Origin of the sequence: Candidatus Sulfuricurvum sp. RIFRC-1, from assembly GCF_000310245.1 — a bacterium.
Lineage (GTDB): Bacteria > Campylobacterota > Campylobacteria > Campylobacterales > Sulfurimonadaceae > Sulfuricurvum.
The window spans coordinates 156,968-178,384 of the sequence record NC_020505.1 but is presented as its reverse complement, the minus strand read 5'-3'; the positions used below and the strand labels follow the sequence as shown (position 1 = coordinate 178,384).

At 42.3% G+C, this 21,417-nt stretch carries 35 protein-coding genes; 5 read left to right on the top strand and 30 right to left on the bottom strand.

Going from position 1 to position 21,417, the window contains the following annotated elements; all coding sequences use genetic code 11:
* Positions 1 to 62: 62 nt before the first annotated feature.
* Positions 63 to 989 carry a cytochrome c peroxidase gene (locus B649_RS00960; protein ID WP_015652624.1) on the top strand — a complete coding sequence of 309 codons (927 nt, stop codon included), beginning with the start codon at positions 63 to 65 and terminating at the stop codon, positions 987 to 989.
* On the top strand, positions 986 to 3,031 hold the full coding sequence (locus B649_RS12020) for an EAL domain-containing protein (protein WP_015652623.1): 2,046 nt from the start codon (positions 986 to 988) through the stop codon (positions 3,029 to 3,031). The genes B649_RS00960 and B649_RS12020 overlap by 4 nt, the downstream gene beginning before the upstream one ends.
* 14 nt (positions 3,032 to 3,045) lie before the next feature.
* Here B649_RS12020 and B649_RS00950 read toward each other — a convergent pair whose 3' ends face one another.
* The 5 genes from B649_RS00950 to B649_RS00930 all read right to left on the bottom strand — a co-directional run bounded on the left by B649_RS00950 (position 3,046) and on the right by B649_RS00930 (position 7,646).
* Positions 3,046 to 3,378, bottom strand: coding sequence for a YraN family protein (locus B649_RS00950; protein WP_015652622.1), 333 nt, complete (start codon positions 3,376 to 3,378; stop codon positions 3,046 to 3,048).
* A gap of 5 nt (positions 3,379 to 3,383) precedes the next feature.
* Positions 3,384 to 5,459: a molybdopterin-dependent oxidoreductase gene (locus tag B649_RS00945; RefSeq protein ID WP_015652621.1), complete on the bottom strand. Its 2,076-nt coding sequence runs from the start codon at positions 5,457 to 5,459 to the stop codon at positions 3,384 to 3,386.
* Positions 5,460 to 5,483: 24 nt separating this feature from the next.
* The gene (locus B649_RS00940; protein ID WP_015652620.1) at positions 5,484 to 6,245 is read right to left on the bottom strand and encodes an SDR family NAD(P)-dependent oxidoreductase; all 762 of its coding nucleotides are present in this window, start codon (positions 6,243 to 6,245) and stop codon (positions 5,484 to 5,486) included.
* Entirely contained in the window at positions 6,242 to 7,096 is an 855-nt protein-coding gene (gene rhuM / locus B649_RS00935) for a RhuM family protein (protein ID WP_015652619.1), read from the bottom strand. The genes B649_RS00940 and rhuM overlap by 4 nt, the downstream gene beginning before the upstream one ends.
* A gap of 70 nt (positions 7,097 to 7,166) precedes the next feature.
* Entirely contained in the window at positions 7,167 to 7,646 is a 480-nt protein-coding gene (locus B649_RS00930) for a hypothetical protein (protein WP_015652618.1), read from the bottom strand.
* A gap of 254 nt (positions 7,647 to 7,900) precedes the next feature.
* On the opposite strand from B649_RS00930, the gene B649_RS00925 reads away from it, so the two are divergent.
* From B649_RS00925 to B649_RS00915, 3 genes are read left to right on the top strand one after another with little or no spacing between them, the layout of a single operon-like run.
* Positions 7,901 to 8,740 (top strand): S1-like domain-containing RNA-binding protein, encoded by an 840-nt coding sequence (locus tag B649_RS00925; protein WP_015652617.1) that lies wholly within the window; start codon positions 7,901 to 7,903, stop codon positions 8,738 to 8,740.
* Positions 8,730 to 8,945, top strand: coding sequence for a hypothetical protein (locus B649_RS00920; protein ID WP_015652616.1), 216 nt, complete (start codon positions 8,730 to 8,732; stop codon positions 8,943 to 8,945). The genes B649_RS00925 and B649_RS00920 overlap by 11 nt, the downstream gene beginning before the upstream one ends.
* A gap of 27 nt (positions 8,946 to 8,972) precedes the next feature.
* Positions 8,973 to 9,287 (top strand): pyrimidine/purine nucleoside phosphorylase, encoded by a 315-nt coding sequence (locus B649_RS00915; protein ID WP_015652615.1) that lies wholly within the window; start codon positions 8,973 to 8,975, stop codon positions 9,285 to 9,287.
* 15 nt (positions 9,288 to 9,302) lie between these two features.
* Here B649_RS00915 and B649_RS12015 read toward each other — a convergent pair whose 3' ends face one another.
* The 25 genes from B649_RS12015 to rpsJ all read right to left on the bottom strand — a co-directional run bounded on the left by B649_RS12015 (position 9,303) and on the right by rpsJ (position 21,254).
* Positions 9,303 to 9,950, bottom strand: a complete 648-nt coding sequence (locus B649_RS12015) for a tetratricopeptide repeat protein (protein WP_015652614.1) — start codon at positions 9,948 to 9,950, stop codon at positions 9,303 to 9,305.
* Positions 9,951 to 9,957: 7 nt separating this feature from the next.
* Entirely contained in the window at positions 9,958 to 10,578 is a 621-nt protein-coding gene (gene upp, locus B649_RS00905; protein WP_015652613.1) for a uracil phosphoribosyltransferase, read from the bottom strand.
* A 68-nt stretch (positions 10,579 to 10,646) separates the two neighbouring features.
* On the bottom strand, positions 10,647 to 10,865 hold the full coding sequence (gene infA / locus B649_RS00900; RefSeq protein ID WP_013459075.1) for a translation initiation factor IF-1: 219 nt from the start codon (positions 10,863 to 10,865) through the stop codon (positions 10,647 to 10,649).
* 10 nt (positions 10,866 to 10,875) lie between these two features.
* Complete coding sequence (gene map / locus B649_RS00895) at positions 10,876 to 11,634, bottom strand: type I methionyl aminopeptidase (protein ID WP_015652612.1); 759 nt, start codon at positions 11,632 to 11,634, stop codon at positions 10,876 to 10,878.
* Between the two features lie 2 nt (positions 11,635 to 11,636).
* Positions 11,637 to 12,899 carry a preprotein translocase subunit SecY gene (gene secY / locus B649_RS00890; RefSeq protein WP_015652611.1) on the bottom strand — a complete coding sequence of 421 codons (1,263 nt, stop codon included), beginning with the start codon at positions 12,897 to 12,899 and terminating at the stop codon, positions 11,637 to 11,639.
* Positions 12,899 to 13,297 carry a 50S ribosomal protein L15 gene (rplO, locus tag B649_RS00885; RefSeq protein ID WP_015652610.1) on the bottom strand — a complete coding sequence of 133 codons (399 nt, stop codon included), beginning with the start codon at positions 13,295 to 13,297 and terminating at the stop codon, positions 12,899 to 12,901. The genes secY and rplO overlap by 1 nt, the downstream gene beginning before the upstream one ends.
* 3 nt (positions 13,298 to 13,300) lie before the next feature.
* Entirely contained in the window at positions 13,301 to 13,744 is a 444-nt protein-coding gene (gene rpsE / locus B649_RS00880) for a 30S ribosomal protein S5 (protein ID WP_015652609.1), read from the bottom strand.
* Between the two features lie 10 nt (positions 13,745 to 13,754).
* Entirely contained in the window at positions 13,755 to 14,111 is a 357-nt protein-coding gene (rplR, locus tag B649_RS00875) for a 50S ribosomal protein L18 (RefSeq protein ID WP_015652608.1), read from the bottom strand.
* Positions 14,112 to 14,122: 11 nt separating this feature from the next.
* Positions 14,123 to 14,659, bottom strand: coding sequence for a 50S ribosomal protein L6 (gene rplF / locus B649_RS00870; RefSeq protein ID WP_015652607.1), 537 nt, complete (start codon positions 14,657 to 14,659; stop codon positions 14,123 to 14,125).
* A gap of 9 nt (positions 14,660 to 14,668) precedes the next feature.
* On the bottom strand, positions 14,669 to 15,064 hold the full coding sequence (rpsH, locus tag B649_RS00865) for a 30S ribosomal protein S8 (protein WP_015652606.1): 396 nt from the start codon (positions 15,062 to 15,064) through the stop codon (positions 14,669 to 14,671).
* A 42-nt stretch (positions 15,065 to 15,106) separates the two neighbouring features.
* A complete protein-coding gene (locus B649_RS12405) occupies positions 15,107 to 15,292 on the bottom strand; it encodes a type Z 30S ribosomal protein S14 (RefSeq protein WP_015652605.1) in 186 nt (61 codons plus the stop codon).
* Positions 15,292 to 15,837: a 50S ribosomal protein L5 gene (gene rplE, locus B649_RS00860; protein ID WP_015652604.1), complete on the bottom strand. Its 546-nt coding sequence runs from the start codon at positions 15,835 to 15,837 to the stop codon at positions 15,292 to 15,294. The genes B649_RS12405 and rplE overlap by 1 nt, the downstream gene beginning before the upstream one ends.
* Before the next feature lie 2 nt (positions 15,838 to 15,839).
* Positions 15,840 to 16,070: a 50S ribosomal protein L24 gene (rplX, locus tag B649_RS00855; protein WP_015652603.1), complete on the bottom strand. Its 231-nt coding sequence runs from the start codon at positions 16,068 to 16,070 to the stop codon at positions 15,840 to 15,842.
* On the bottom strand, positions 16,070 to 16,438 hold the full coding sequence (rplN, locus tag B649_RS00850) for a 50S ribosomal protein L14 (protein ID WP_015652602.1): 369 nt from the start codon (positions 16,436 to 16,438) through the stop codon (positions 16,070 to 16,072). Before rplN ends, rplX begins: the two co-directional genes overlap by 1 nt.
* Positions 16,435 to 16,686, bottom strand: coding sequence for a 30S ribosomal protein S17 (gene rpsQ, locus B649_RS00845; protein WP_013459063.1), 252 nt, complete (start codon positions 16,684 to 16,686; stop codon positions 16,435 to 16,437). Before rpsQ ends, rplN begins: the two co-directional genes overlap by 4 nt.
* A gap of 10 nt (positions 16,687 to 16,696) precedes the next feature.
* A complete protein-coding gene (gene rpmC / locus B649_RS00840) occupies positions 16,697 to 16,882 on the bottom strand; it encodes a 50S ribosomal protein L29 (protein WP_015652601.1) in 186 nt (61 codons plus the stop codon).
* Positions 16,869 to 17,294 carry a 50S ribosomal protein L16 gene (gene rplP / locus B649_RS00835; protein ID WP_015652600.1) on the bottom strand — a complete coding sequence of 142 codons (426 nt, stop codon included), beginning with the start codon at positions 17,292 to 17,294 and terminating at the stop codon, positions 16,869 to 16,871. The genes rpmC and rplP overlap by 14 nt, the downstream gene beginning before the upstream one ends.
* Positions 17,295 to 17,296: 2 nt before the next feature.
* Positions 17,297 to 18,007, bottom strand: a complete 711-nt coding sequence (gene rpsC, locus B649_RS00830; protein WP_015652599.1) for a 30S ribosomal protein S3 — start codon at positions 18,005 to 18,007, stop codon at positions 17,297 to 17,299.
* A gap of 2 nt (positions 18,008 to 18,009) precedes the next feature.
* On the bottom strand, positions 18,010 to 18,327 hold the full coding sequence (gene rplV, locus B649_RS00825; RefSeq protein ID WP_015652598.1) for a 50S ribosomal protein L22: 318 nt from the start codon (positions 18,325 to 18,327) through the stop codon (positions 18,010 to 18,012).
* 9 nt (positions 18,328 to 18,336) lie between these two features.
* Positions 18,337 to 18,618 (bottom strand): 30S ribosomal protein S19, encoded by a 282-nt coding sequence (gene rpsS / locus B649_RS00820; RefSeq protein WP_015652597.1) that lies wholly within the window; start codon positions 18,616 to 18,618, stop codon positions 18,337 to 18,339.
* A 3-nt stretch (positions 18,619 to 18,621) separates the two neighbouring features.
* On the bottom strand, positions 18,622 to 19,461 hold the full coding sequence (gene rplB, locus B649_RS00815; RefSeq protein ID WP_015652596.1) for a 50S ribosomal protein L2: 840 nt from the start codon (positions 19,459 to 19,461) through the stop codon (positions 18,622 to 18,624).
* A gap of 1 nt (position 19,462) precedes the next feature.
* Positions 19,463 to 19,744 (bottom strand): 50S ribosomal protein L23, encoded by a 282-nt coding sequence (locus B649_RS00810; protein WP_015652595.1) that lies wholly within the window; start codon positions 19,742 to 19,744, stop codon positions 19,463 to 19,465.
* Position 19,745: 1 nt separating this feature from the next.
* Positions 19,746 to 20,357, bottom strand: a complete 612-nt coding sequence (gene rplD, locus B649_RS00805; protein ID WP_015652594.1) for a 50S ribosomal protein L4 — start codon at positions 20,355 to 20,357, stop codon at positions 19,746 to 19,748.
* A complete protein-coding gene (gene rplC, locus B649_RS00800; RefSeq protein WP_015652593.1) occupies positions 20,354 to 20,932 on the bottom strand; it encodes a 50S ribosomal protein L3 in 579 nt (192 codons plus the stop codon). The genes rplD and rplC overlap by 4 nt, the downstream gene beginning before the upstream one ends.
* Before the next feature lie 10 nt (positions 20,933 to 20,942).
* Positions 20,943 to 21,254, bottom strand: coding sequence for a 30S ribosomal protein S10 (gene rpsJ, locus B649_RS00795; protein ID WP_013459053.1), 312 nt, complete (start codon positions 21,252 to 21,254; stop codon positions 20,943 to 20,945).
* Positions 21,255 to 21,417 lie beyond the last annotated feature (163 nt).

Below are 21,417 nucleotides of genomic sequence, written 5' to 3'. Positions count from 1 at the left end.
TTACTTTAAACAAATTTAGGACAAAATAGAACTAACAAGGATTCACAGATAAAAGAAGGGCAATGAAATTTATTCTCTATTTTTTTGCTATTGTCACTGCTTTAACACATGGGGCAGAGCCTATTGCCCCGATACCGGAAAGTATCCCTTATGACGCGGCAAAAGCAGCAGTGGGAGAAAAGCTTTTTTTCGATCCGATCCTCTCTCGCGATTACACTATTAGCTGTGCCACTTGCCATGATTTTTCCAAAGGTGGGGCTGATGCACGCAATGTATCCACCGGTATTCACCACCAAAAAGGTTCAATGAATGCCCCTACGGTTTTAAATTCCATTTTTAATTTCACCCAATTCTGGAACGGCAGAGCCAAAAATCTCACAGAGCAGGCCCTCGGCCCCATCCACAATCCTATCGAAATGGGGCTTACCCCCGCCGAATCGACGTTACGTCTCAAAGGCGATCCGGCATACAGCAATGCATTTGAAAAGATTACCGGTCGACGCACGATAACCGCTAACGATATCGCTATCATGATTGCCGAGTATGAAAAAACACTTATTACCCCCAATGGAAGATTTGATCTCTATTTACGCGGGGAAAAATCCCTTTCACCAAAAGAGATGGAAGGGTATCAGCTCTTTAAAACATTGGGCTGTATCAGTTGCCACAATGGTGTCAATGTAGGGGGAAACTCTTATCAAAAAATGGGAGCCATTCTTTCTATTGAGCGAAAAGCTAAAACCGATGACCGATATGCCATCACCCACCGCGAACGCGACAAGAACGTCTTTAAGGTGCCGACATTACGCAATATTGCCCTCACCGCACCCTATTTTCATGATGGGAGTGCCGCGACATTGCGCGAAGCCATCAATAAAATGTCCTATCATAATCTCGGCATTAAACTCTCCGAAAAAGAGATCGATTCCCTCCTCACTTTTTTAAATACCCTTACCGGTAAACTCGCCGGAAAAGAGCTGCGTCCATGAAGCTCTCAACCAAACTTCTTTTAACCGCTTTACTCGGTATTAGTGCCCTTATCGCACTCTTTTATTTCAAATCTGCTTCCAACGACTATTACACCCATCGTAATGCGATTGAACTTGCCTTTAAAGAACTGGATTCATCCCAACAAAAACTTAACCATGCTATCTTGACCAATGCTTTTTTTCTTTATACCAATCAAGATGATATTATCCAAGCCATTGAACATGTTCACTCTCATCTGAATCCTCTGTTAGAGAATCAACATTTTGTTCAAGAACACACAGAAACCTACCAAATATTACTTGAATACCAAAAAGCATTTGAGTCCAACACCAATGCTATTTATGATTTTCAAACCACCAATACCGTCATTAAAAATTCGACGGCGGCAATCCCCCGCTTACAAGAACAATTACTGACTTCAACTGAACCTCTGAGTGAAAACCAACGAAACGGTTTACGAAAAATCGCTCATCTTAGCGGCGCGCTTTTGGTTGCAAAAAATGCGATGGATACCCAGTTGATTGAATCTTTTCGTAACGATATTGATTCACTCGCATCCCTTCACTTCACGAATAAAGGGCAGGAAGAAGCCTTAAAACAGCTGATCTCACATTTCAATGTCATCCTTAACGCATTCCCCTTTTATTCCGAAGCACTCAACCAAATCCATAATCCTGCACTTAATCAACTGCTTGAAAAAGGGAAAAGCAGATTTATACAAGAATCGATAAACGAGTTGATGTTTGTTACCTATTTTTCGTATTTTTTAATGGCACTCTTTATTGCCAGTATTCTCCTTATCTCATTCTTTTTAATCCACAGCGAACAGGAAGCTCGAACCGATCGTTTAACCGGCTTGCAAAATCGCAAAGGGTATGAAGAGCGGATTAAACACGCAAAAGCAGATTTAGGGTTAGTCCTCATCAATATCCGAAAATTTAAACATTACAACGATTTTTACGGTGTATCCTCAGGAGACAGGCTCCTCATCGAAACGGCACATCGTATTCGAAACATCCCTTTTTTAGGGGTAAAACCCACCTATTATCGTTTGGGTGCCGATGATTTCGGTATCCTCTTCGAATTCTCCTCAAAACAACCTCTTGAAGTATTAGCCAAAGAGGTCTTGAGCGAATTTTCCAAAACCCCTATCATTATCGACACAGAAATACGAACCCCCTCTATCGTGGTTGCCGCATCAACCTTTAAACCTCTGCTGGAAACCGCAGATATGGCGCTTAAAAGCAATGCCCATACAAACCCTGTTATCTATCACGAAGGGCTCAATCTCCGACAGGTTATTCATGATAATGTCACAAAAGCAAAAGAACTCAAAGAAGCGCTTAATGAAGAGCGTGTCGTCCCTTATTTTCAGCCTATTGTCGATCTTTCAACGTGTAAAGCCGTTAAACATGAGGTACTTGCCCGAATCATTATGAAAAATGCTCAAGTACGTTCCATTTTCCCCTATCTTACTATCGCAAAAGAATCCAATCTCTATCCTCAGATCACCCGCACGATCATTGCCCAAAGCTTTATGATCATCGCAGAACACGCCGGAGATTTTTCCATTAATCTCTCAATCGAGGATATTGGTAATCATGAGACCGTTGAAATGTTAGAAATGATGCTGGAAAAGTATCCAAACATCGGAAAACGGATTATTTTTGAAATTTTAGAGTCCGAAGCAATCGAAGAGTATGAAGGGATTGTTAATTTCATTCTAAGAATGCGCCGCCATGGATGCCGCATTGCAATCGATGATTTCGGAAGCGGCTATTCTAATTTCTCACGTATTCTTAATCTCACCATCGATATTATCAAAATTGACGGTTCACTGATTCGACACCTCGATACCGATGATAAAGCGGTCACAATCGTACAAACGATTGTCAACTTTACCAAAAGTGCTTCAATCGAAACCGTCGCCGAATTCGTCCATAATAAAGCTATCGCCCATATTGTCTCAGAACTGGGAATCGACGCGGCACAAGGGTTTTACTTTTATGAACCGGCACCGCATCCGGTCGCGGTCATTTAACGCATCAGTGATAGCTAAAGCGTAATATTTTCAATCAATTCTAAAACGTCATCAGTGACAATCAATGCATCGATGCAGTAATCACGGTTCAATTTTTTCTTCTGAAGATAAAACTGGATGGTTCGACCCAGCTTTTGGAGTTTTGCGCGGGTAATGTTATTAACGGCTTGCTCATAGCTTTGGGCACTCTTGACTTCCACAAAATGGATGACATCCCCACGTACGGCAATAATATCGATCTCTCCGAACCGGTTGTAGACATTTCGATCGATAATTCGGTACCCACTATTGCGGAGGTATTCACACCCGCGCTCTTCGGCGATATTTCCCCGAGCGCGCGTGTTCACGACTTTTAATCCAAATAGTCGGGTTTAATCACCTCGACTTTGATCGATTTGAAACGTGCTGTTTTGATCAGCTCATCATGTTCATCGCCAAACAAAAAGTTAATATTGCTTTTGGCATGGTGGAAAGTTGAAAACAATGTCCCTTTTTTCACGGTCGAACTCACCTTGACCCGCAACGGTGCACTTTGCCCGTATTCACTGCGCAAGACAACAAAATCTTTAAATTCAAAAAACTCCTCATCCTCAACGCTGACTAAAAGAATATCTTCGCTGTGAGAACGGTGAAGCTTATCACACGCATTTGTCTGCGCCGCGTTGTTATAATGAACCAATACCCGTCCAGTCGTAAGGTAATAGCCGTCATGCGTTTGATTCTCAAGCAATTCGGCAACCTGTCCTCGCGATGAATATTGGTGATAATGAAACGTCCCGAATCCGTCTTTGGTTCGGAAAGTATCGATGTGCAATATCGGTAAATCTTCTTCCTGTACCGGCCATTGCAATCCGCGTAGACGATTAGCTTCGAGCTTTTCATAACTCGCCCCGCCAAAGCGGATCGGAGCGTCCACACGTACTCTTTCCCAAACATCACGGGAGTTTTTGAATCCGAAATCTGTTCCGTAGCGTTTGGAGATTTCGGCGATCACTTCCCAGTCATCGGGCATCATCACATTGATAAGAGGCTGAGAGAGGTGGAGACGCCGCTCCGCATTGACATAGACACCCGTTTTCTCATAGGCACTTTTTACCCCGAAGATTATGTCGGCAAATTTGGTAATCTCATTGTCGAACAGTTCATTGACCACTAAAAGGTCGAGATTGCCCAATGCGGCATGGATTTTGTTTTGATTCGGGTGGATATGGGCGATATCTTCGCTGATGTTGTAAAGGGCCTTGATTTTCCCATCAACCATTGCATTGATCAAATCAGGGGTCATCATCCCCACCTCTTTGGGCGGTTGATAATCAGGTGCGTAATACGGCAGCATCCCGACATCACATGTCCCTTGAACATTGTTCTGTCCCCGAAGCGGCATCAATCCAGCACCCCGTTTGCCAATGTTTCCGGTCAACATTGAGAGATGGGTAATCGCCATCACGGCATACGAACCATCTAGATGTTCAGTGATCCCTAATCCCCAGAAAAAGAGACTTTTACGCGTTGCGTATTTACGCGCAACCGTTCGAACTTCCTCTACCAGTGATTCATACCCAGGTATTTGAAGCAGATATTCAGGATTCGCATACGGATCATTGAGGATAGAATTTTTATACTCCTCATACCCTTTGGTACGGCTGTTCACAAAGTCTGTATTGACCAGATTTTCAGAGAGGATAACATAGGCCATCATGTTGAGAATCATCAGATTGGCTTCGTACGGGATGCTTAGATGATTGGTTGCCGATTTCGAGAGCTGTATACGGCGAACATCGAGTACAGCGAGTTCAATACCGTCATTTTTGATCACATCGAGTATACGGTTGGCGACGATGGGATGCCCTTCGGTTGTATTGGACCCCATCACCACGATGTACTCAGTCTCATAAATATCATCAAACGGGTTCGTCATTGCCCCCTCGCCGATCGTAGTACGCATCCCTTTGAGTGAAGGGGAGTGACACACACGGGCGCAGTTATCGACGTGCGGAGATCCTACTACATGACGGGTAAAGTGTTGAAAAAGATACGATCCCTCACAGCTGGTTCGTGCTCCGCCGATCGCCGCAAAACTGTGCGAACCGTGTTCATCCGTAATCGATCGAAGTTTACGGGCAACGAGCTCGTACGCACTCTCATAACTGATCTCGTAAAAATCGTGATCCACCGGTTCGAGATAGTCCATATCCAAATCGGCGAACAATGCACTGTTTTTAGCTAAAAAAGCTTTACGGACACGGGCATTGCGTAGACGTTTTGGGTGAGTCAGAAAATCCCATCCCTGTTTTCCTTTGATACACAAGCGCCCTTGAGAGACAAGACCCTCTTCTTTTGCAAAGATTTTTTGGATTTTGTTATCTTCCACCTCAGCGGAAATATCACATCCTACACCGCAATAGGTACAAACGCTGTCGATAACCATAGGATATTTCCTTGATAGTACGGGTTATGCACCCTTTTTAAAATTAGTGAAGTGTACAATTTTGTCTCTTAAGGACTGCGGAAGTAGCAAGACAATTCGAATCATTAAGGTGAATCTAAAAGGAAAAGCGTAACGTATTTTTTTCCGTTCAATCGCATGGGTGATCCGCGCTATTCCCTCCTCTGTTTTCATCAAGAATGGCATTTTAAAGCGATTCTTCTGCGTCATTTCCGATTTGATAAATCCGGGCATAATTGTCATAACAGTGATACCGTGCGGTTTTAACTGATAATAAAGCCCTTCAGCATAGGCGTTTAGCGCCCGTTTGGAACTGCTGTAGGCAATCGACGTCGGCATCGTAAAGAGCGAGGCGAGAGAAGAGATAAAAACGATCTCACCCGATTTTTGTGTCATTAGTTTAGGAATGATAGGTTCCAAAAGGGCATGAACACTCAAAAAATTGGTTTTAAAAACTCTCTCAAAATCTTCGAACGGCGTTACACCTGCGCTATGACCGACCGAAACTCCTGCATTGAGAATGATACGATCGATAGGATTTTCACACAGATGTTTGCCAATCTCTCTCATCCGCTCAAAATCATTGACATCAGCGATGATCGTCTCTACCTCGGCACCCTTCACTCGGCATCGAACCGCTACATCAGTTAAGCGATCTTCCCTGCGTGCGATCAATACAAGTTGATTTTTGTCTGACGCATAATATAGCGCAAGAGCTTCTCCTAAACCGCTGCTGGCTCCTGTGATAATTATACGCTTTTTCGTCATTTCAATCTCCCCAAAATCTCCAACGCATCCATCTCGAATTTCGAAAACGCAAACCATTTTTTACCCAAATCTTTAAGACTTGCTCCGATGTGATACATCTCCACCCCATCTAGTATGATAAATCTGTCGTGAGCGCTTTTGAACTCTAATAGTTCCATGTTTTGGTATTGCGCTTGGTATTTTTGATAGTCTAGTGAGAGTTGCTTGGTGATAATTTGAGTATAGATTTTTATTTTGAGATTGGGATATTTACTAAAAAGGGTAAAAACTGTGTCGTCTATGTAGTTGTCGATCAGCACTACTTCACTTTTTGCACTTTTAAGCAAATCATTTATAAAAACATACGCATCATAAATCTGTCCGTCGAAAAATATTCCTTCTTTTGTCTTAAGAGTGTCAACATTGACAAGCGCCTTAAACTCCCCCATTTGAGATTTAAGTGTTGCTACATCACTTTCCAAAGATACAAATCGCTCATTTGTGATTTTATCGCCATTAATAGCATAACCATTTTGGATGTAGCTTTTGAGTACCGATGTTGCCCATTGTCTGAATTTTATTGCTTTAGATGAATTTGTTCTGTATCCTACGGCTAAGACAATATCTAAACTGTAGAAATTTACAGGTTTATCTGAATTTGCAGTATGCATTTTTTGCATATTGCTTTTTTCATCCACCTCATTATCTTTAAAAATATTCTTAATATGTCTACTGATAACACTTTGATCTTTTTCAAAAATATCACTTAACTGCATTTGAGTGAGCCAAAGAGTATCTTCTGTAACTGAAATATTGAGTTCTATCTCACCGTCGTTATAAATGACTATATCTGAACCATTAACTTTGTTCATGATTTATTTCCTGCTCTCACTTTTCATTGCTTATAATTCCCAACTTGATTTATAGAGAAAATTCAATAACCTATTCTTTATACCCTTGAACACATTTCTTTTTGAAAAAATTATATTTTTCTCCATCCCATCTCCATACAGATGAACAATACCCAGGAATAGTCAAATCAATGTCAGGATATCCCTTAAATTTGTTTTTTAGAATGGAATAAGCTGTTACAGGATAATCGATATTTTTATTAAATTTTTTATTTTTGCCTTTGATCAGTAATATTAAATTCCCTTCCGCATTACCATATGCACCCGAATAATTATTTAATATCACAAATACCTCATCAATACCATCTCCATTTAAATCAACACGTTTTATGTTTGGCTCAACCTCAATATCTGTATTGTCTAAAAGATGAAATTTATCATTCTTTTTTTCAATCCCTGATGATTCATAAATTATTTCCATCTCAGATTGAGAAGTTTTATTTTTTTCTCCTGCCGCTACACTACTTGCCGCAATCATCAACATTAAACAAACTAACATCATTTTTTTCATTTATACTCCAAATTTTATTTACGATTTCATCATCCATTAATCCATTCTCTCTAATGCTGGATTCCCGATCAAGTCGGGGATGACGAAAAATCATAAAATTATACTGTTTTTAATTATACCAAAGTGTCACTTTTATATCTAACATCTCTGTCATTCCCAACTCGATTGGGAATCCATCCCCTGTATTTAGAACCACTGGATCCCCGATCAGGTCGGGGATAACGGGCGTAGCCAAAACCCGCTATAATTCCATCATGAATGAAACACTAAAAATCGGGGAAATTAATATCCTCACAATTGATCGCGATACCGTGCCGGGACTATTCTTGCGTGCACTGGATGAGAGCGATATATTACTGCCCAACCAATACGTCACCGACAAAATGCACATCGGTGATACCATCGATGTATTTGTCTATACCGACAGCGAAGATCGCCCCGTTGCTACGACGGCAATGCCTAAAGCGATGGTGAATGAAATCGCATTTGTCGAAGTGGTCGATACCACCCCTATCGGTGCGTTTGTAAACTGGGGGCTTCCTAAAGACCTTTTTATCCCCCGTGCGCTTCAAAAACGCCCGTTCGCCGTCGGTGAAAAGCGGCTCGTGCGAGTTATCTTGGACGAGCAAACCAACCGTCTGGTAGGAACGGAAAAAATCAGCGGTGCATTAGAGATGCCGCCGAAGAGTTTTTACCCCAACACTCCCGTAGCGTTTATGATTATCGCCAAAACCCCTATGGGGTATAAAGTGATCGTGGATCATAAATTTGAGGGGATGATTTACGCCAACGAGATTTTTGAAGAGGTTCGTGTCGGACAAATCAAAAACGGATTCGTAAAAGTTCTCCGTCCTGATGGTAAACTCGATCTCTCTCTTCAGATGGTCGGAAAAGCCAAAGCTTCCGGTGCCGCTGATAAAATCCTCTCGATGATAAAAGCCAATGGCGGGATGTTGCCGTACAACTACAAAAGTGATCCCGATTTGATTCAAAAAACCTTTGGACTCAGTAAAAAGAATTTTAAAAGTGCATTAACACAGCTCGTCGATAGTAAAAAAATAACAGTTCAGGAGAACGGAATTTATGGGATATAGACCACGTAAAAGCCCTTTTAGTCACCTAAAAGCGCGTAACCTCGTTTACAGTGAAAACGATCAGACGTTTACCCTCATCAGTTTTAACCGAGAGACGATGCTCTTAGAAGTTCATATCAAAGATGGGGATGTAACGAAGATTGTCACCGATTTTCCTTTCGCCCACTTGCCTAAAAAGATCAAGCAAGAACTCAATCCGCTATAATTGCACCATTATTTTTAGGAGAAATCTATGTCACAATTTACCAACGTCACCGCAGACAAAAAAGCGAATATCTATTTTGACGGTAAAGTTACCAGCCGTACCCTTCATTTTGCAGACGGCAGTATTAAAACTCTTGGGATCATGCTTCCGGGTGAATACACGTTTAACACCGGCGATAAAGAGATTATGGAGATTATGAGCGGAGAGATGGAGGTTCAGCTTCCGGGTTCAGAAGAGTGGATTATCGTTCAAGGACCGCAAAGCTTCGATGTACCTGCCAACAGTGCATTTCATTTAAAAGTTAAAATCGTGAGCGATTACTGCTGTAGTTTTATAAAATAACTCATTGTGCGGAGCTTAATCTCTCTGCACATCCTTTTCATGAATCCACCCCTCGCCGATATACGGCTGCCATCCGTTTTTCCCGCCAATACCGCTCACTTTATATCGTGAACCGCTTTTTATTTTAGATGTTATAGTCGTATTCGCTTTATAGCTTTTACAGGCCCCTTCCAACGAACAAATCTGTCCCCCTTCTATTGTTTTAAAACGAACGGGTGTGATTGTCTCAATCAGAGGAGACGCAATTTTTGCGTTTGCGTCTTTGGGCTTATCCCTGTCTAATTTTCCGTCTATTATTTCCAACAAAAGGGCTCTTGCCTCTTTATCCCCTTGTTTTGCTGCTTTCGTAAGCCATATCATCGCCCAATCAAGGTTTTTTTCTACTCCGCGCCCTGATGCATATAAGAGTGCAAGATTATACTGCGCATCCACATACCCTTGATGCGCTGCTTTTTCATACCATAGAGCCGCATGCGTTTGATTGACTTCTACACCGATACCGCGCTCGTAAATAACACCGGTTTGAAACTGTGCTATCTTATCTCCGCGCAATGCCGAGGTATAGGTATCCCAAAACGATTTTCGTTGTGTATCCTCTTTCAATCCATCTGCATTAAGCGCGTTTAACCATCCGATTATTAGAAATACTAGTATCCATTTCATATTCATCTCACAATGTATTGAAGGCTCGATCACCTGCATCGCCCAATCCAGGGACAATGAACTTATTTTCATCCAGCCGCTCATCAATCTGTGCTATTACAATTGTCACTTCGGGATATACCGATTCTACAGCCTTGATCCCTTCAGGCGAGGCAATGATATTCAGCGAAATCACTTTTGTTGCCCCTTTCTTCCGGACAATTTCAATAGCATCACATAAAGATCCTCCTGTTGCCACCATTGGATCGACCAAAATAACCGTTTTGCCGGTACACTCACCGACACGATCATAATAGAGATGACTTTTATGGGTCTCTTCATCTCTTTTTATCCCTAGAAAACCGGATATCGAATGATTTAACGTCTCAATAACCGCATCGTGCATCGGCAATGCAGCGCGAAGTACCGATACAACCATAATCTGCGACTCGTCAATACACTCAACGCTCTGTTCTCCTTGCCAAGAGATAATTTTTTTAGAGGATACCGGAATATTTTTAAGGGATTCATAGAGCAAAATTTTAGTAATCTCTTTCATGGTATGACGAAAAACCAAAGGGGAAAGTGTCGTATCACGAAGGGTATTAACTAAAGATTGGAGAAGGGGATGGGTTGGATGTATGTACATAATTTTTCTTTCAAAAAAGATATACCATTATAATACATAATGGGTGCCGACTGCCTAAGCAGCAGCACTCATTTATAGCGATAGGTAATTCGCCCTTTATCCAAGCTGTAGGGAGTCAGTTCGATTTTCACCGTATCACCCGGGAGAATTTTGATGTAGTGCATGCGCATTTTACCTGCGATATGACACAAAATAACATGACCATTCGGCAACTCAACACGAAACGTTGCATTGGGTAGTGCCTCAATAATCTTTCCGTCTACTTCAATGACATCATCTTTTGCCATATATATTCCTTTACGCGATTGATAATATTTCAGCTCTACCGTTGATAATCGCAACCGTATGCTCGTAATGAGAGCCTCTCAGCCCATCCGTACTCACCACATCCCAGCCATTTGCCAAAATTTTGGAGGTTCCCTCTTTGTGGCAAATCATTGGTTCCAGACAAAAAACCATTCCGTTTTTAATTTTTGGTCCTGCTTTCGCATTGGTTCCATCCATATAATTCGGGATTTCCGGTTCTTCATGCGGCTTTTTACCGATTCCATGACCGCAGAATCCACGCAAAGGGACAAATCCCCGACCGTGAATAAACTGCTCTATCTCATACGAAAGCTCTTTAAAGCGCATTCCGTCTTTGATAATGTCGATGGCAAAGTAAAGGGCATCTTTAGAACATGCAATCAATGCTTCGTCTTCAGGAGTGATCTTTCCGACTCCAAGCGAGATTGCTGCATCACCAAAATACCCCCCTTTTTTTGTCCCTACGTCAAATCCGACAATATCACCCTCACGCAAAGCGTAATCGGTTGGGATACCATGGATGATCACTTCATTAACAGAGGTACAAACGGCACTTGGAAAACCGTAAAGCCCTTTAAAAGAGGGAATGGCACCTTGGCTGCGGATATACTCCTCACCAATGGCATCAAGCTCTTTTAGGGTAATTCCCGGTTTAGTATGAGAAGCTAATAATTCCAACGTCGCACCTACGATTTGATTCGCAGCACGAAGTGAAGCTATTTCATCATTTTTGCGTAGCGCAATCGCCATTGTTACAGACCAACCGCGCTAAGGGTTTGATATTTTGACATATAAACCTGTGCTTCAATACGACGCATTGTGTCCAGAGCAACCTGAACCACGATCAATACTGCTGTCCCTCCAAAGAAGAACGGCACACCCATCGCTTTAACAATAACCCATGGCAAAGTTGCTACAAGCCCGAGATAGATGGCACCCGTAATGGTCAATCGTCCCGCCGTATCATTCAAAAACTCTTTGGTTGATTCGCCCGGACGAACACCCGGAATAAATCCACCCTGACGTTTGAGGTTATCGGAGATATCTTTTGCATTAAATACGATAGACGCATAAAAAAATGCAAAGAACACAACAAATACAAAGGTCAAAAAGTTAAAGAAATAGTGATTTGGATTAAGTACGTCCGCGATTGCTTGAACCGTCGGATTGGTACTCGATGACATAACCGTCATCGGGAACATTAAAATTGCCGAAGCAAAAATAACCGGAATAACCCCGGAGAGATTCACTTTAACCGGAATGTAATTCATAACCCGTTTGTTTTGATTTTGCATCATTGTCTTTTTCGCATAGGTAACCGGAATACGGCGTTCCCCCAGCTCAACATAAATAATGACCAAAATCGTCGCAATAATGAGGGCAATAATACCTACAAGGGATAAGAATCCCATCGCTCCGGTATTGACCATCGTTACTGCTTGAGAAATCGCACTCGGAATTGCCGAAACAATGCCGGCGAAGATGATCAAAGAGACACCGTTACCGATACCGCTTTGAGTAATCTGTTCACCGATCCACATCAACAACATAGTACCCGCCAACATCGAAACAACCGCAAGGAGCATAAAGGTTGAGTGATCAACCAAAATAGCACTGCTGCCGTCTTTTCCGGTCATACCTTGCAATCCGACACTCACACCGATCGCTTGTACAATCGTAATCGCAATAGTGGCATATCGGATAATTTGCATGTATTTCACCATACCGTCACGCTCTTTTTTCATTTGCGCTAAGTTCGGGAAAGTGGCTGCTAGGAGTTCCATAATAATTGAGGCTGTAATGTAGGGCATAATGCCAAGAGAGATAATAGATAAACGTTCTACGGCATTTCCGCTGAACATATTGAATAGACCTAACGCATCTGCCGCGTGATCATCAAAAAACGAAGCGATGACAGCTGTGTCAACACCCGGCACCGGCACGTATGCCAGTAGTCGGAAGATAAAGAGAAAACCGATCGTAATTAAGATCTTGTTTACAAGTTGTTGGTTCATTAGTTACCAGTTGTTGTAACGTTTTCGTCTTTAATTTTAGATGCTAAATCTTTAGCGCTCGCGCCAACAAGTTTAACACTTGTAACCGATTTAGCCAATCGGTGTACGCTACGGATTGTTTCCATTGTAATCTCTGAAAGTTCAGCAATTACATTTGTTTTTTCAACATTAATAATCGTTGGTTTTACAACACGTGATGTAAAACCGATTTTTGGCAAACGGCGAGCAAGTGGTTGTTGTCCACCCTCAAAGTTACGTTTTTCATTGTAACCTTTACGCGCTTTTTGACCTTTGTGACCTTTACCGGCTGTTTTACCTTGGCCACTTCCTTGGCCGCGACCAAGACGTTTTGTGCTGTGGGTTGATCCCTCAGCTGGGGTAAGATTTTCGAGTGCCATACCTTATCCTTTGATACGTGATAGTGCATCGATTGTTGCACGTACCACGGTGTTTGGATTGTTAGAACCCAAAGACTTCGTCAAGATGTCTTGGATACCAGCAAGCTCAAGTACCGGACGGGTAGCGCCACCGGCGATAACCCCTGTACCTTCAGATGCAGGTTTAAGCAAGATACGACTCGCGTTGTATTTAACTTCGATATCGTGAGCAATGGTAGTACCTTTGATCTTCACGTTAGTCAAGTTTTTGAACGCTTCGTCAACCGCTTTACGGATAGCATCGGGAACCTCTTTGGCTTTACCGACTCCGTAACCTACGGTTCCTTTTTTATTTCCTACAACTACGAGAGCAGTAAAACGAAAACGTCTACCACCCTTTACAACTTTAGTTACACGACCGATGTTTACAATCGCTTCTGAAAATTCTTCTCTATTAATCGGATTCATCCATCAGCCCTTAAAACTTGATTTCATTTGCACGAAGAGCTTCGGCAAACGCTTTTACAACACCGTGATACAAAAATCCGTTACGATCGAACGTAACTTCATTGATCCCAGCATCTTTTAGGGTTTTTGCGAATACTGCCGCTGCTTTTTCAGCATCAGCTTTATTTGCTTTAAGACCCAAAGTTTTTGAGTGAACCGCCGCCAACGTTACCGCTGATTCATCATTAATCGCTTGTGCGCTGATGTAGCGGTTTGAACGAAAAATTGAGACACGTGGCAAAGTCGCGCATCCTGAAATTTTAGAGCGAATACGGCGCTTACGTTGAATACGTTTAGCCGTTTTAATTTTAAGTGTTTTACCTGTCATATCATCGCTCCTTATTTCTTAGATGTCTTACCGGCTTTACGCAGGATAGTCTCATCAGAATATTTAACACCTTTACCTTTGTACGGCTCAGGTGGACGGAATGAACGGATTACAGCTGCAATTTGTCCAATTTGTTGTTTATCGACACCTTTGATGCTGATAACGTTTTTCTCAACTGCAATGGTAACACCCGCTGGAATATCGAAATTGATATCATGGCTGTAACCAAGTTGAAGATTCAAAACATCGCCTTGAACTGCTGCACGATAACCAACACCGTTGATCTCTAGTTTTTTCTCAAAACCAGTTACCAAACCTGTAATGATGTTTGCTGCTAGTGCACGGTAAGTACCCCAGAATGCACGATCAGCGCGTTGGTCAGAGTTTGTACTAAACGTCAAAGTGTTATCTTCAAGTACTACACCACAGTTACCAAGAGTATCCAAGGTTTGAGTTGTTGCACCTTTCGTAAACGTCAATAACGTTCCATCGAGTGTCGCTGTTACATCAGCTGGGATAGAAATAGGAAGTTTTCCAATACGTGACATCTTATCTCCTTACCAAATTGTACAAAGGACTTCTCCGCCTACGCCAAGCTCGAATGCTTTATCGTTAGGAAGAACCCCTTTTGAACTACTGACAATGATGGTACCGTAACCGTTTTTGAAACGTTTAAGTTCATCTTTACCTTTGTAAATACGACGTCCCGGTTTAGAGACACGTTTTACTTCATTGATAACTGTACGACCTTTTTCGTCGTATTTTAATACTACATTGATGGTTTTTTTAACGCCGTCTTCAACAACGTTAAAGCTCTCGATGTAGCCTTTATCAGCCAAAATTGCAACAACTGCTTCTACTACTTTTGAGTGAACCAATGTTGTTACATCTAATCTACGCATAGCCGCGTTACGGATACGAGTCAACGAATCCGCGATCAAATCATTAATCATTTATATTTCCTTATCTTAGTCGTAAGTAGTATCAGGCTGGGATTACCAGCTTGACTTTCTAACGCCTGGGATTAACCCTTCGTTTGCCATTTTACGGAAGCAAACGCGACAAATTCCAAAATCACTGATGACAGAGTGTGGACGACCACAAATCTGACAACGAGTATAAGCACGAACCGCATATTTAGGTGTACGCGCCGCTTTAGCGATCATTGACTTCTTAGCCATTATTCTCTCCCTTTAGCAAACGGCATACCGATCATTTCAAGAAGCTTGAAAGCATCCTTGTCTGCAGTAGCACTTGTTACCACGGTGATGTTCATCCCGTGGATTTGCATGATTGAATCGTAATCAACTTCCGGGAAAATCAATTGCTCTGTCAAACCGAAGTTATAGTTTCCGCGACCGTCAAAACCGTTACGTGGAATACCACGGAAGTCTTTAACACGTGGAAGTGATACAGAGATCAATTTATCCATGAAATCGTACATTTGAGCACCGCGTAGTGTAACTTTAACACCAACCGGCATCCCTTCACGTACTTTAAATCCTGCAACCGATTTACGCGCAACAACTACTGAAGCACGTTGACCAGCGATGTTGCTGATTGTATCTTGGATACTTTGGATCAATTTGTTGTCTTTCATAGCAAAACCACAACCGACAGAGATCACAACTTTTTCAAGTTTAGGGATCTGCATAGCGTTAGCAATGCCAAGAGCTGATTGAAGCTCAGGCTTAAGAGCCAAATATTTATCTTTTAGTCGTGCCATGATTACGCCTCAACTTTACGGACATTTGATGCATCTACAGGCATCTCTTTGCTCAAGAATCCGCCTTGTGGATTTTGCTCGCTTGGTTTGATCGCTTTTTTAGCAACACGAACACCCTTAACGATTACTTTGTTTTTCTTAGGCATAACTTGAAGCAATTCTGCTTTAGTACCTTTGTCATCACCGGCGATCACTTCAACAATGTCGCCTTTTTTGAAATTAAATTTTGCCATCATACAACCTCTGGAGCAAGTGATACGATTTTCATGAAACCTGCGTAACGAACTTCACGGCTTACTGGTCCGAAAATACGTGTACCGATTGGCTCACGTTTTTTATCAAGGATAACTGCTGCATTTTCGTCGAAACGGATCAAAGAACCGTTTTCACGGTGAACTTCTTTTTTCGTACGAACAACAACTGCTGTAACCACTTGACCTTTTTTGACCTTACCGGTTGGAGCCGCTTTTTTAACTGAAGCGATGATAACATCACCAACAGTTGCATAACGACGCTTTGAACCGCCAAGAACCTTAATACACATGATCTCTTTAGCCCCTGTGTTATCGGCTACTGCTAGACGAGTAAAACTTTGAATCATGCGTTCACCCCTTTAACAAGAGTTTTAAGACGGAACGATTTGCTTTTAGAAAGTGGACGACACTCGATCGCGATCACTTCATCACCAATGTTTAGTTGGTTGTTCTCATCATGAATCATGTATTTTTTGAAACGTTTTACCGTTTTGTGGTAACGTGGGTGCATAACACGGCGCTCAACAACGATAGTTGCTGTTTTTTCGCCGGCTTTTGTAACTACGATACCTTGAATTTCACGTTTATGTGTCATAGCTCTGCCCTTACTTCACTGCGTTCATAGCAGTGTTAATGCGTGCAATGTCTTTTTTCGCCGTGCGAAGTTCGCTCGTGTTAGTCAATTGCATCATTTTTTGCTTAATTTTCAAAGTGAAAAGCTCAATTTTTTTCTCTTTGAGCATACCTTGAAGTTCAGCAGCTGTTTTGTCGTTCAAATCAGTATATTTCATTGCTCATCTCCGCAGTTACAATTTTGGTTTTGAACGGAAGTTTTTGCATCGCAAGCGCTAATGCTTCACGTGCAAGAGTCTCTTCAACACCACCCATTTCAAAAATGATACGGCCTGGTTTGATGTTCATTACCCATTGGTCAACAGAACCTTTACCTTTACCCATACGCACTTCAAGTGGTTTGGCAGTCAATGGTTTAGCCGGGAACACGCGGATCCAGATTTTACCTTGACGTTTGATATGACGGTTTGCTGCAATACGAGCCGCTTCGATTTGGCGAGAGTTAATACGTCCCGCTTCCGTTGCTTTGAATCCGATAGAACCGAAATCAAGTTTGTTGGCATTCGTAGCGTAACCACGGTTACGCCCTTTCATCATTTTACGATATTTCGTACGTTTAGGCATCAACATGATTAGTTAGCCTTTCGTCGTGGACGACGTTGTTGATCTTCGCCACGCTCTTCTTTAGATTCTTTAGCTTCTGGTTGAATTCCTTTAGTGAGAACCTCACCTTTGAAAATCCAAACTTTGATACCGATTACACCGTAAGTGGTGTGCGCTTCTGCAAAACCGTAATCGATTTTTGCACGAAGAGTATGCAACGGTACGCGACCTTCAAGGTACCACTCAGTACGAGCGATCTCAGCACCGCCAAGACGACCTGCTACTGAAACTTTAATACCTTTAGCTCCTGCACGTTGTGCATTTTGCATAACTTTTTTCATCGCACGGCGGAAAGCAACACGTTTTTCAAGTTGAGTAGCCACGTTTTCTGCAACGAGTTGTGCAGAAGCTTGTGCTTTTTTCTCTTCTTTGATGTTAACGGCTACCGGTTTACCGATAAGGGTTTGAAGAGATTCTTTGATTTTTTCAATGTCAGAACCTTTCTTACCGATGATGATACCAGGACGAGCCGCGATGATAGTAACGCGAAGACGTTTCGCAGTACGCTCGATCACGATGTTGCTCACACCTGCGTAGTAGAGTTCTTTTTTCAAATAGGTACGGATTTTATGATCTTCACCAAGTGAAACCGCAGCTGTTTTAAAGTTAGGGAACCAACGAGATTCCCAGTTGCGGTTAATACCAAGACGAAGTCCGATAGGATTAACTTTATGACCCATAATTATTTACCCTCTACTTCTACCAAAATGTGTGCTGTCGGTTTACGGATACCAGAAGCGGTACCACGTGCACGTTGAGTGAAACGTTTCAAAACCGGACCGTTATCAACGCGGCATGATTTGATAATACAATCTTCCGCTTCGATACCGCTGTTAGCTACTGCTGACGCAACCACTTTAGCGATGATTTTTGCCGCTTTATTTGGAGTGAACTCCAACGCAGCCATTGCTTGCTCTGCATTCATTCCTTGAACTTCGCGAGCGATCAAACGAGATTTAGTCGGAGATACGCGAACGAATTTTAATAGTGCTCTTGCCATATCTCTTCCTTATTTCCCGATTTTCTTTTGTACAGAACCTTTATGGCCCTTAAACGTACGTGTTGGTGAAAATTCACCAAGTTTGTAACCAACATGGTTTTCCGTTACGAAAACCGGTACAAACTGACGGCCATTGTGGACGGTAAACGTTAAACCGATCATATCTGGCAAGATCACACTACGGCGTGACCAAGTTTTGATAGGTTTGTTGCTTTTCGTCTCTTTGGCAGCAATCACTTTTTTCATTAGGTGTCCATCAACAAATGGTCCTTTTTTTACTGATCTAGCCATTATCTACCTCTTCGGATTGGATTTACGGCGAGTAATAATAAGTCTATCACTTGCTTTCTTCTTACGTGTTTTAGCACCTTTAGTCGGTTTACCCCATGGAGTAACCGGGTGACGTCCTGAATTCGTTTTACCTTCACCACCACCATGCGGGTGATCGATAGGGTTCATCGCAGAACCACGCGTTTGAGGACGGATACCCATATGACGTGTACGACCTGCTTTACCAAGAACGATGTTGATGTACTCTTCGTTACCGACAGTACCGACAGTCGCCATACATTCACCCAAAACATAACGCATTTCACTTGATGGAAGACGTACAGATACATACTTACCTTCACGACCCATGATTTGCGCAGATGTTCCGGCTGAACGGACGATTTGTCCACCTTTACCCGGTTTAAGCTCGATATTGTGAACAGTTGTTCCCACAGGGATGTTCATCAATTTCATCGCATTTCCGACTTTAATATCCAAACCGCTCTCTGCAGCAGAGATAACATCACCTACTACCAAACCTTTAGGTTGGAGGATGTAACGTTTGTCACCGTCTACGTAGTTGATAAGAGCGATACGACAGTTACGGTACGGATCGTATTCGATTGCAGCAACAGTACCCGGAACACCGAATTTGTTACGTTTGAAATCGATAATACGGTAAAGCTTTTTAGCTCCCGCTTCTTTATGACGTGATGTGATACGACCGTTGTTGTTACGTCCCGCAGCTGCAGGGATTTTAATCAACAAAGAACGAACAGACGCTTTTGCCGTGATGTCCGAGTTATCAACGTTGGTATAGAAACGTCGGCTCGGGGTGGTTGGTTTATACGTTTTGATCGCCATATTACACCGCCAAACTATCGATTTGTGCGCCTTCTGGCAATTTCACATAAAACTTTTTAAAGTCATTTTGTTTGCCAGCAAGACCACGGAAACGTTTAACTTTTCCGCTTTGGTTTAGTGAGTTTACGCGAGCCGGAACGATTCCGAAATACTCTCTAAACACCTCTTTAAGAGCGTTCTTTGTCATACGTGGAGACGTTTGAACAACGATAACACCCTCTTCTTGAAGACCAAGGGTCTTCTCTGTATACAGGATTGATTTGATATCAGTAATATCTGCCATCTTAGCTCTCTTTAGTCAGATTTTCCCATACCGCTTTTTCGATAACCACCGAACGGTATGTCGCAGCCAAAAAGGCGTTGAGTTCATTCTCTTCTACAACATAAGTAGAAGCAATGTTACGGAATGCAAGATAGGTATTCTCATCGAGAATCTTTTTCACCAACAACGCATCACGAACATTCAATGCATTGAACAACGCCAATGCGTCTTTTGTTTTACCAGTTGGAACTTCAATCGAATCAACGATGAAAAGTTTTCCAGCTGTTGCCAAAGCATCCAACGCACATTTAAGCGCTAGTTTCTTTTGCTTTTTATTGATCTTCTGATCGTAGTTACGACCTGTGTTTGGACCATGTGCAACAGCACCGCCAACGAAGATCGGTGAACGACGTGAACCGGCACGTGCTCCACCTTTACCTTTTTGAGCCCATGGTTTTTTACCACCACCATTAATTGTCGAGCGAGTTTTAGCCGATGCAGTATCTGCACGGAGGCTCGCTTGATACGATTTAACGTACAAATAGAGGTTATGGGTATTGATACCGCTGAAGCTCTCAGGCAATGCCAATTCAGAGGCTTTTTCAAATTTTTCATTTAAGACAATAGCACTCATTGTTTAACAACCTTTACTCGACCTAATGCACCGTTTGCACCTGGGACAGCGCCCACGACAACCAATACACCGTTTTGTGCGTCAAAAGACATCACTTCGTTTTTAACAGTAACTAATTCGTTACCGTATTGACCAGACATTTTACGCCCTTTTTGGACTTTACCTGGCCATTCGCGGTTACCGATAGATCCACCAGTACGGTGAAAACGGTGACCGTGTGCGCCTGGTCCGCCGGCAAAATTCCAACGTTTCATAACGCCGGTAAAACCGCGACCTTTGGTTTTGAATGCACTTTTAACTTTTTTAGCATCCGCTAAAGGTGTCATGTCCAAATCACCGGCTTCGGTGTTAGCAACTTCCAATGTAGCGAATTTATTGAATTCAGCAGAAAGGTTATATTTCTTTTGCTGACCCTCAATCGGCTTATTGCGTGCTTTTCCTTGGCTATATGCTACGAGAGCAGTGCCATCTACTACTTCGCAAACTTTCACTTCTTTTACTTTTAAAAGAGTTACCGCTTTACTTGGTACGCCAATCGTTCGGCTCATGCCGATCTTTTCTACAATGTATTCCACACCCTACTCCTTACTTGTCCATAGAGCGAACTTCTACGTCCACTTCCGGAGCCAAGTCAAGCTTCATCAACGAATCAACTGTATCTGGCGTAGCCGACACGATGTCGATCAAACGTGCGTGCATACGGATCTCAAATTGCTCACGTGAGTCTTTATTGACGTGCGGAGATTTAAGAACCGTATATTTACGAATCTTGGTTGGCAAAGGGATCGGTCCGCGGATTTCCGCACCCGTTCGCTTTACAGCTTCAACGATAGAGGCAACTGAACGATCAAGTACACGATGATCGTACGCTCTAAGTTTTAAACGAATTTTTTCCATAATGTTTTCCTTAGATAAAAGAACTCGTCAGATCTTGTCTGACTATATAAGGCGGCGAAATTATACTGACATATCCCCTCTGGGTCAAGGATTTTAGGGGTAAAAATTGCTTTATCAGTAAAATTTACTTCCTTATAAGAAGGAAGCTATATTTTTTAGGGTA

Excerpts from the sequence above, each read along its gene's own strand:
- B649_RS00960 (WP_015652624.1), top strand. The coding sequence starts at position 63 with ATGAAATTTATTCTCTATTTTTTTGCTATTGTCACTGCTTTAACACAT.
- B649_RS12020 (WP_015652623.1), top strand. The coding sequence starts at position 986 with ATGAAGCTCTCAACCAAACTTCTTTTAACCGCTTTACTCGGTATTAGT.
- B649_RS00945 (WP_015652621.1), bottom strand. The coding sequence starts at position 5,459 with ATGGTTATCGACAGCGTTTGTACCTATTGCGGTGTAGGATGTGATATT.
- B649_RS00940 (WP_015652620.1), bottom strand. The coding sequence starts at position 6,245 with ATGACGAAAAAGCGTATAATTATCACAGGAGCCAGCAGCGGTTTAGGA.
- rhuM (WP_015652619.1), bottom strand. The coding sequence starts at position 7,096 with ATGAACAAAGTTAATGGTTCAGATATAGTCATTTATAACGACGGTGAG.
- B649_RS00930 (WP_015652618.1), bottom strand. The coding sequence starts at position 7,646 with ATGAAAAAAATGATGTTAGTTTGTTTAATGTTGATGATTGCGGCAAGT.
- B649_RS00925 (WP_015652617.1), top strand. The coding sequence starts at position 7,901 with ATGAATGAAACACTAAAAATCGGGGAAATTAATATCCTCACAATTGAT.
- B649_RS00920 (WP_015652616.1), top strand. The coding sequence starts at position 8,730 with ATGGGATATAGACCACGTAAAAGCCCTTTTAGTCACCTAAAAGCGCGT.
- B649_RS00915 (WP_015652615.1), top strand. The coding sequence starts at position 8,973 with ATGTCACAATTTACCAACGTCACCGCAGACAAAAAAGCGAATATCTAT.
- B649_RS12015 (WP_015652614.1), bottom strand. The coding sequence starts at position 9,950 with ATGAAATGGATACTAGTATTTCTAATAATCGGATGGTTAAACGCGCTT.
- upp (WP_015652613.1), bottom strand. The coding sequence starts at position 10,578 with ATGTACATACATCCAACCCATCCCCTTCTCCAATCTTTAGTTAATACC.
- infA (WP_013459075.1), bottom strand. The coding sequence starts at position 10,865 with ATGGCAAAAGATGATGTCATTGAAGTAGACGGAAAGATTATTGAGGCA.
- map (WP_015652612.1), bottom strand. The coding sequence starts at position 11,634 with ATGGCGATTGCGCTACGCAAAAATGATGAAATAGCTTCACTTCGTGCT.
- secY (WP_015652611.1), bottom strand. The coding sequence starts at position 12,899 with ATGAACCAACAACTTGTAAACAAGATCTTAATTACGATCGGTTTTCTC.
- rplO (WP_015652610.1), bottom strand. The coding sequence starts at position 13,297 with ATGGCACTCGAAAATCTTACCCCAGCTGAGGGATCAACCCACAGCACA.
- rpsE (WP_015652609.1), bottom strand. The coding sequence starts at position 13,744 with ATGAATCCGATTAATAGAGAAGAATTTTCAGAAGCGATTGTAAACATC.
- rplR (WP_015652608.1), bottom strand. The coding sequence starts at position 14,111 with ATGACAGGTAAAACACTTAAAATTAAAACGGCTAAACGTATTCAACGT.
- rplF (WP_015652607.1), bottom strand. The coding sequence starts at position 14,659 with ATGTCACGTATTGGAAAACTTCCTATTTCTATCCCAGCTGATGTAACA.
- rpsH (WP_015652606.1), bottom strand. The coding sequence starts at position 15,064 with ATGATTAATGATTTGATCGCGGATTCGTTGACTCGTATCCGTAACGCG.
- B649_RS12405 (WP_015652605.1), bottom strand. The coding sequence starts at position 15,292 with ATGGCTAAGAAGTCAATGATCGCTAAAGCGGCGCGTACACCTAAATAT.
- rplE (WP_015652604.1), bottom strand. The coding sequence starts at position 15,837 with ATGGCACGACTAAAAGATAAATATTTGGCTCTTAAGCCTGAGCTTCAA.
- rplX (WP_015652603.1), bottom strand. The coding sequence starts at position 16,070 with ATGGCAAAATTTAATTTCAAAAAAGGCGACATTGTTGAAGTGATCGCC.
- rplN (WP_015652602.1), bottom strand. The coding sequence starts at position 16,438 with ATGATTCAAAGTTTTACTCGTCTAGCAGTAGCCGATAACACAGGGGCT.
- rpsQ (WP_013459063.1), bottom strand. The coding sequence starts at position 16,686 with ATGACACATAAACGTGAAATTCAAGGTATCGTAGTTACAAAAGCCGGC.
- rpmC (WP_015652601.1), bottom strand. The coding sequence starts at position 16,882 with ATGAAATATACTGATTTGAACGACAAAACAGCTGCTGAACTTCAAGGT.
- rplP (WP_015652600.1), bottom strand. The coding sequence starts at position 17,294 with ATGTTGATGCCTAAACGTACGAAATATCGTAAAATGATGAAAGGGCGT.
- rpsC (WP_015652599.1), bottom strand. The coding sequence starts at position 18,007 with ATGGGTCATAAAGTTAATCCTATCGGACTTCGTCTTGGTATTAACCGC.
- rplV (WP_015652598.1), bottom strand. The coding sequence starts at position 18,327 with ATGGCAAGAGCACTATTAAAATTCGTTCGCGTATCTCCGACTAAATCT.
- rpsS (WP_015652597.1), bottom strand. The coding sequence starts at position 18,618 with ATGGCTAGATCAGTAAAAAAAGGACCATTTGTTGATGGACACCTAATG.
- rplB (WP_015652596.1), bottom strand. The coding sequence starts at position 19,461 with ATGGCGATCAAAACGTATAAACCAACCACCCCGAGCCGACGTTTCTAT.
- B649_RS00810 (WP_015652595.1), bottom strand. The coding sequence starts at position 19,744 with ATGGCAGATATTACTGATATCAAATCAATCCTGTATACAGAGAAGACC.
- rplD (WP_015652594.1), bottom strand. The coding sequence starts at position 20,357 with ATGAGTGCTATTGTCTTAAATGAAAAATTTGAAAAAGCCTCTGAATTG.
- rpsJ (WP_013459053.1), bottom strand. The coding sequence starts at position 21,254 with ATGGAAAAAATTCGTTTAAAACTTAGAGCGTACGATCATCGTGTACTT.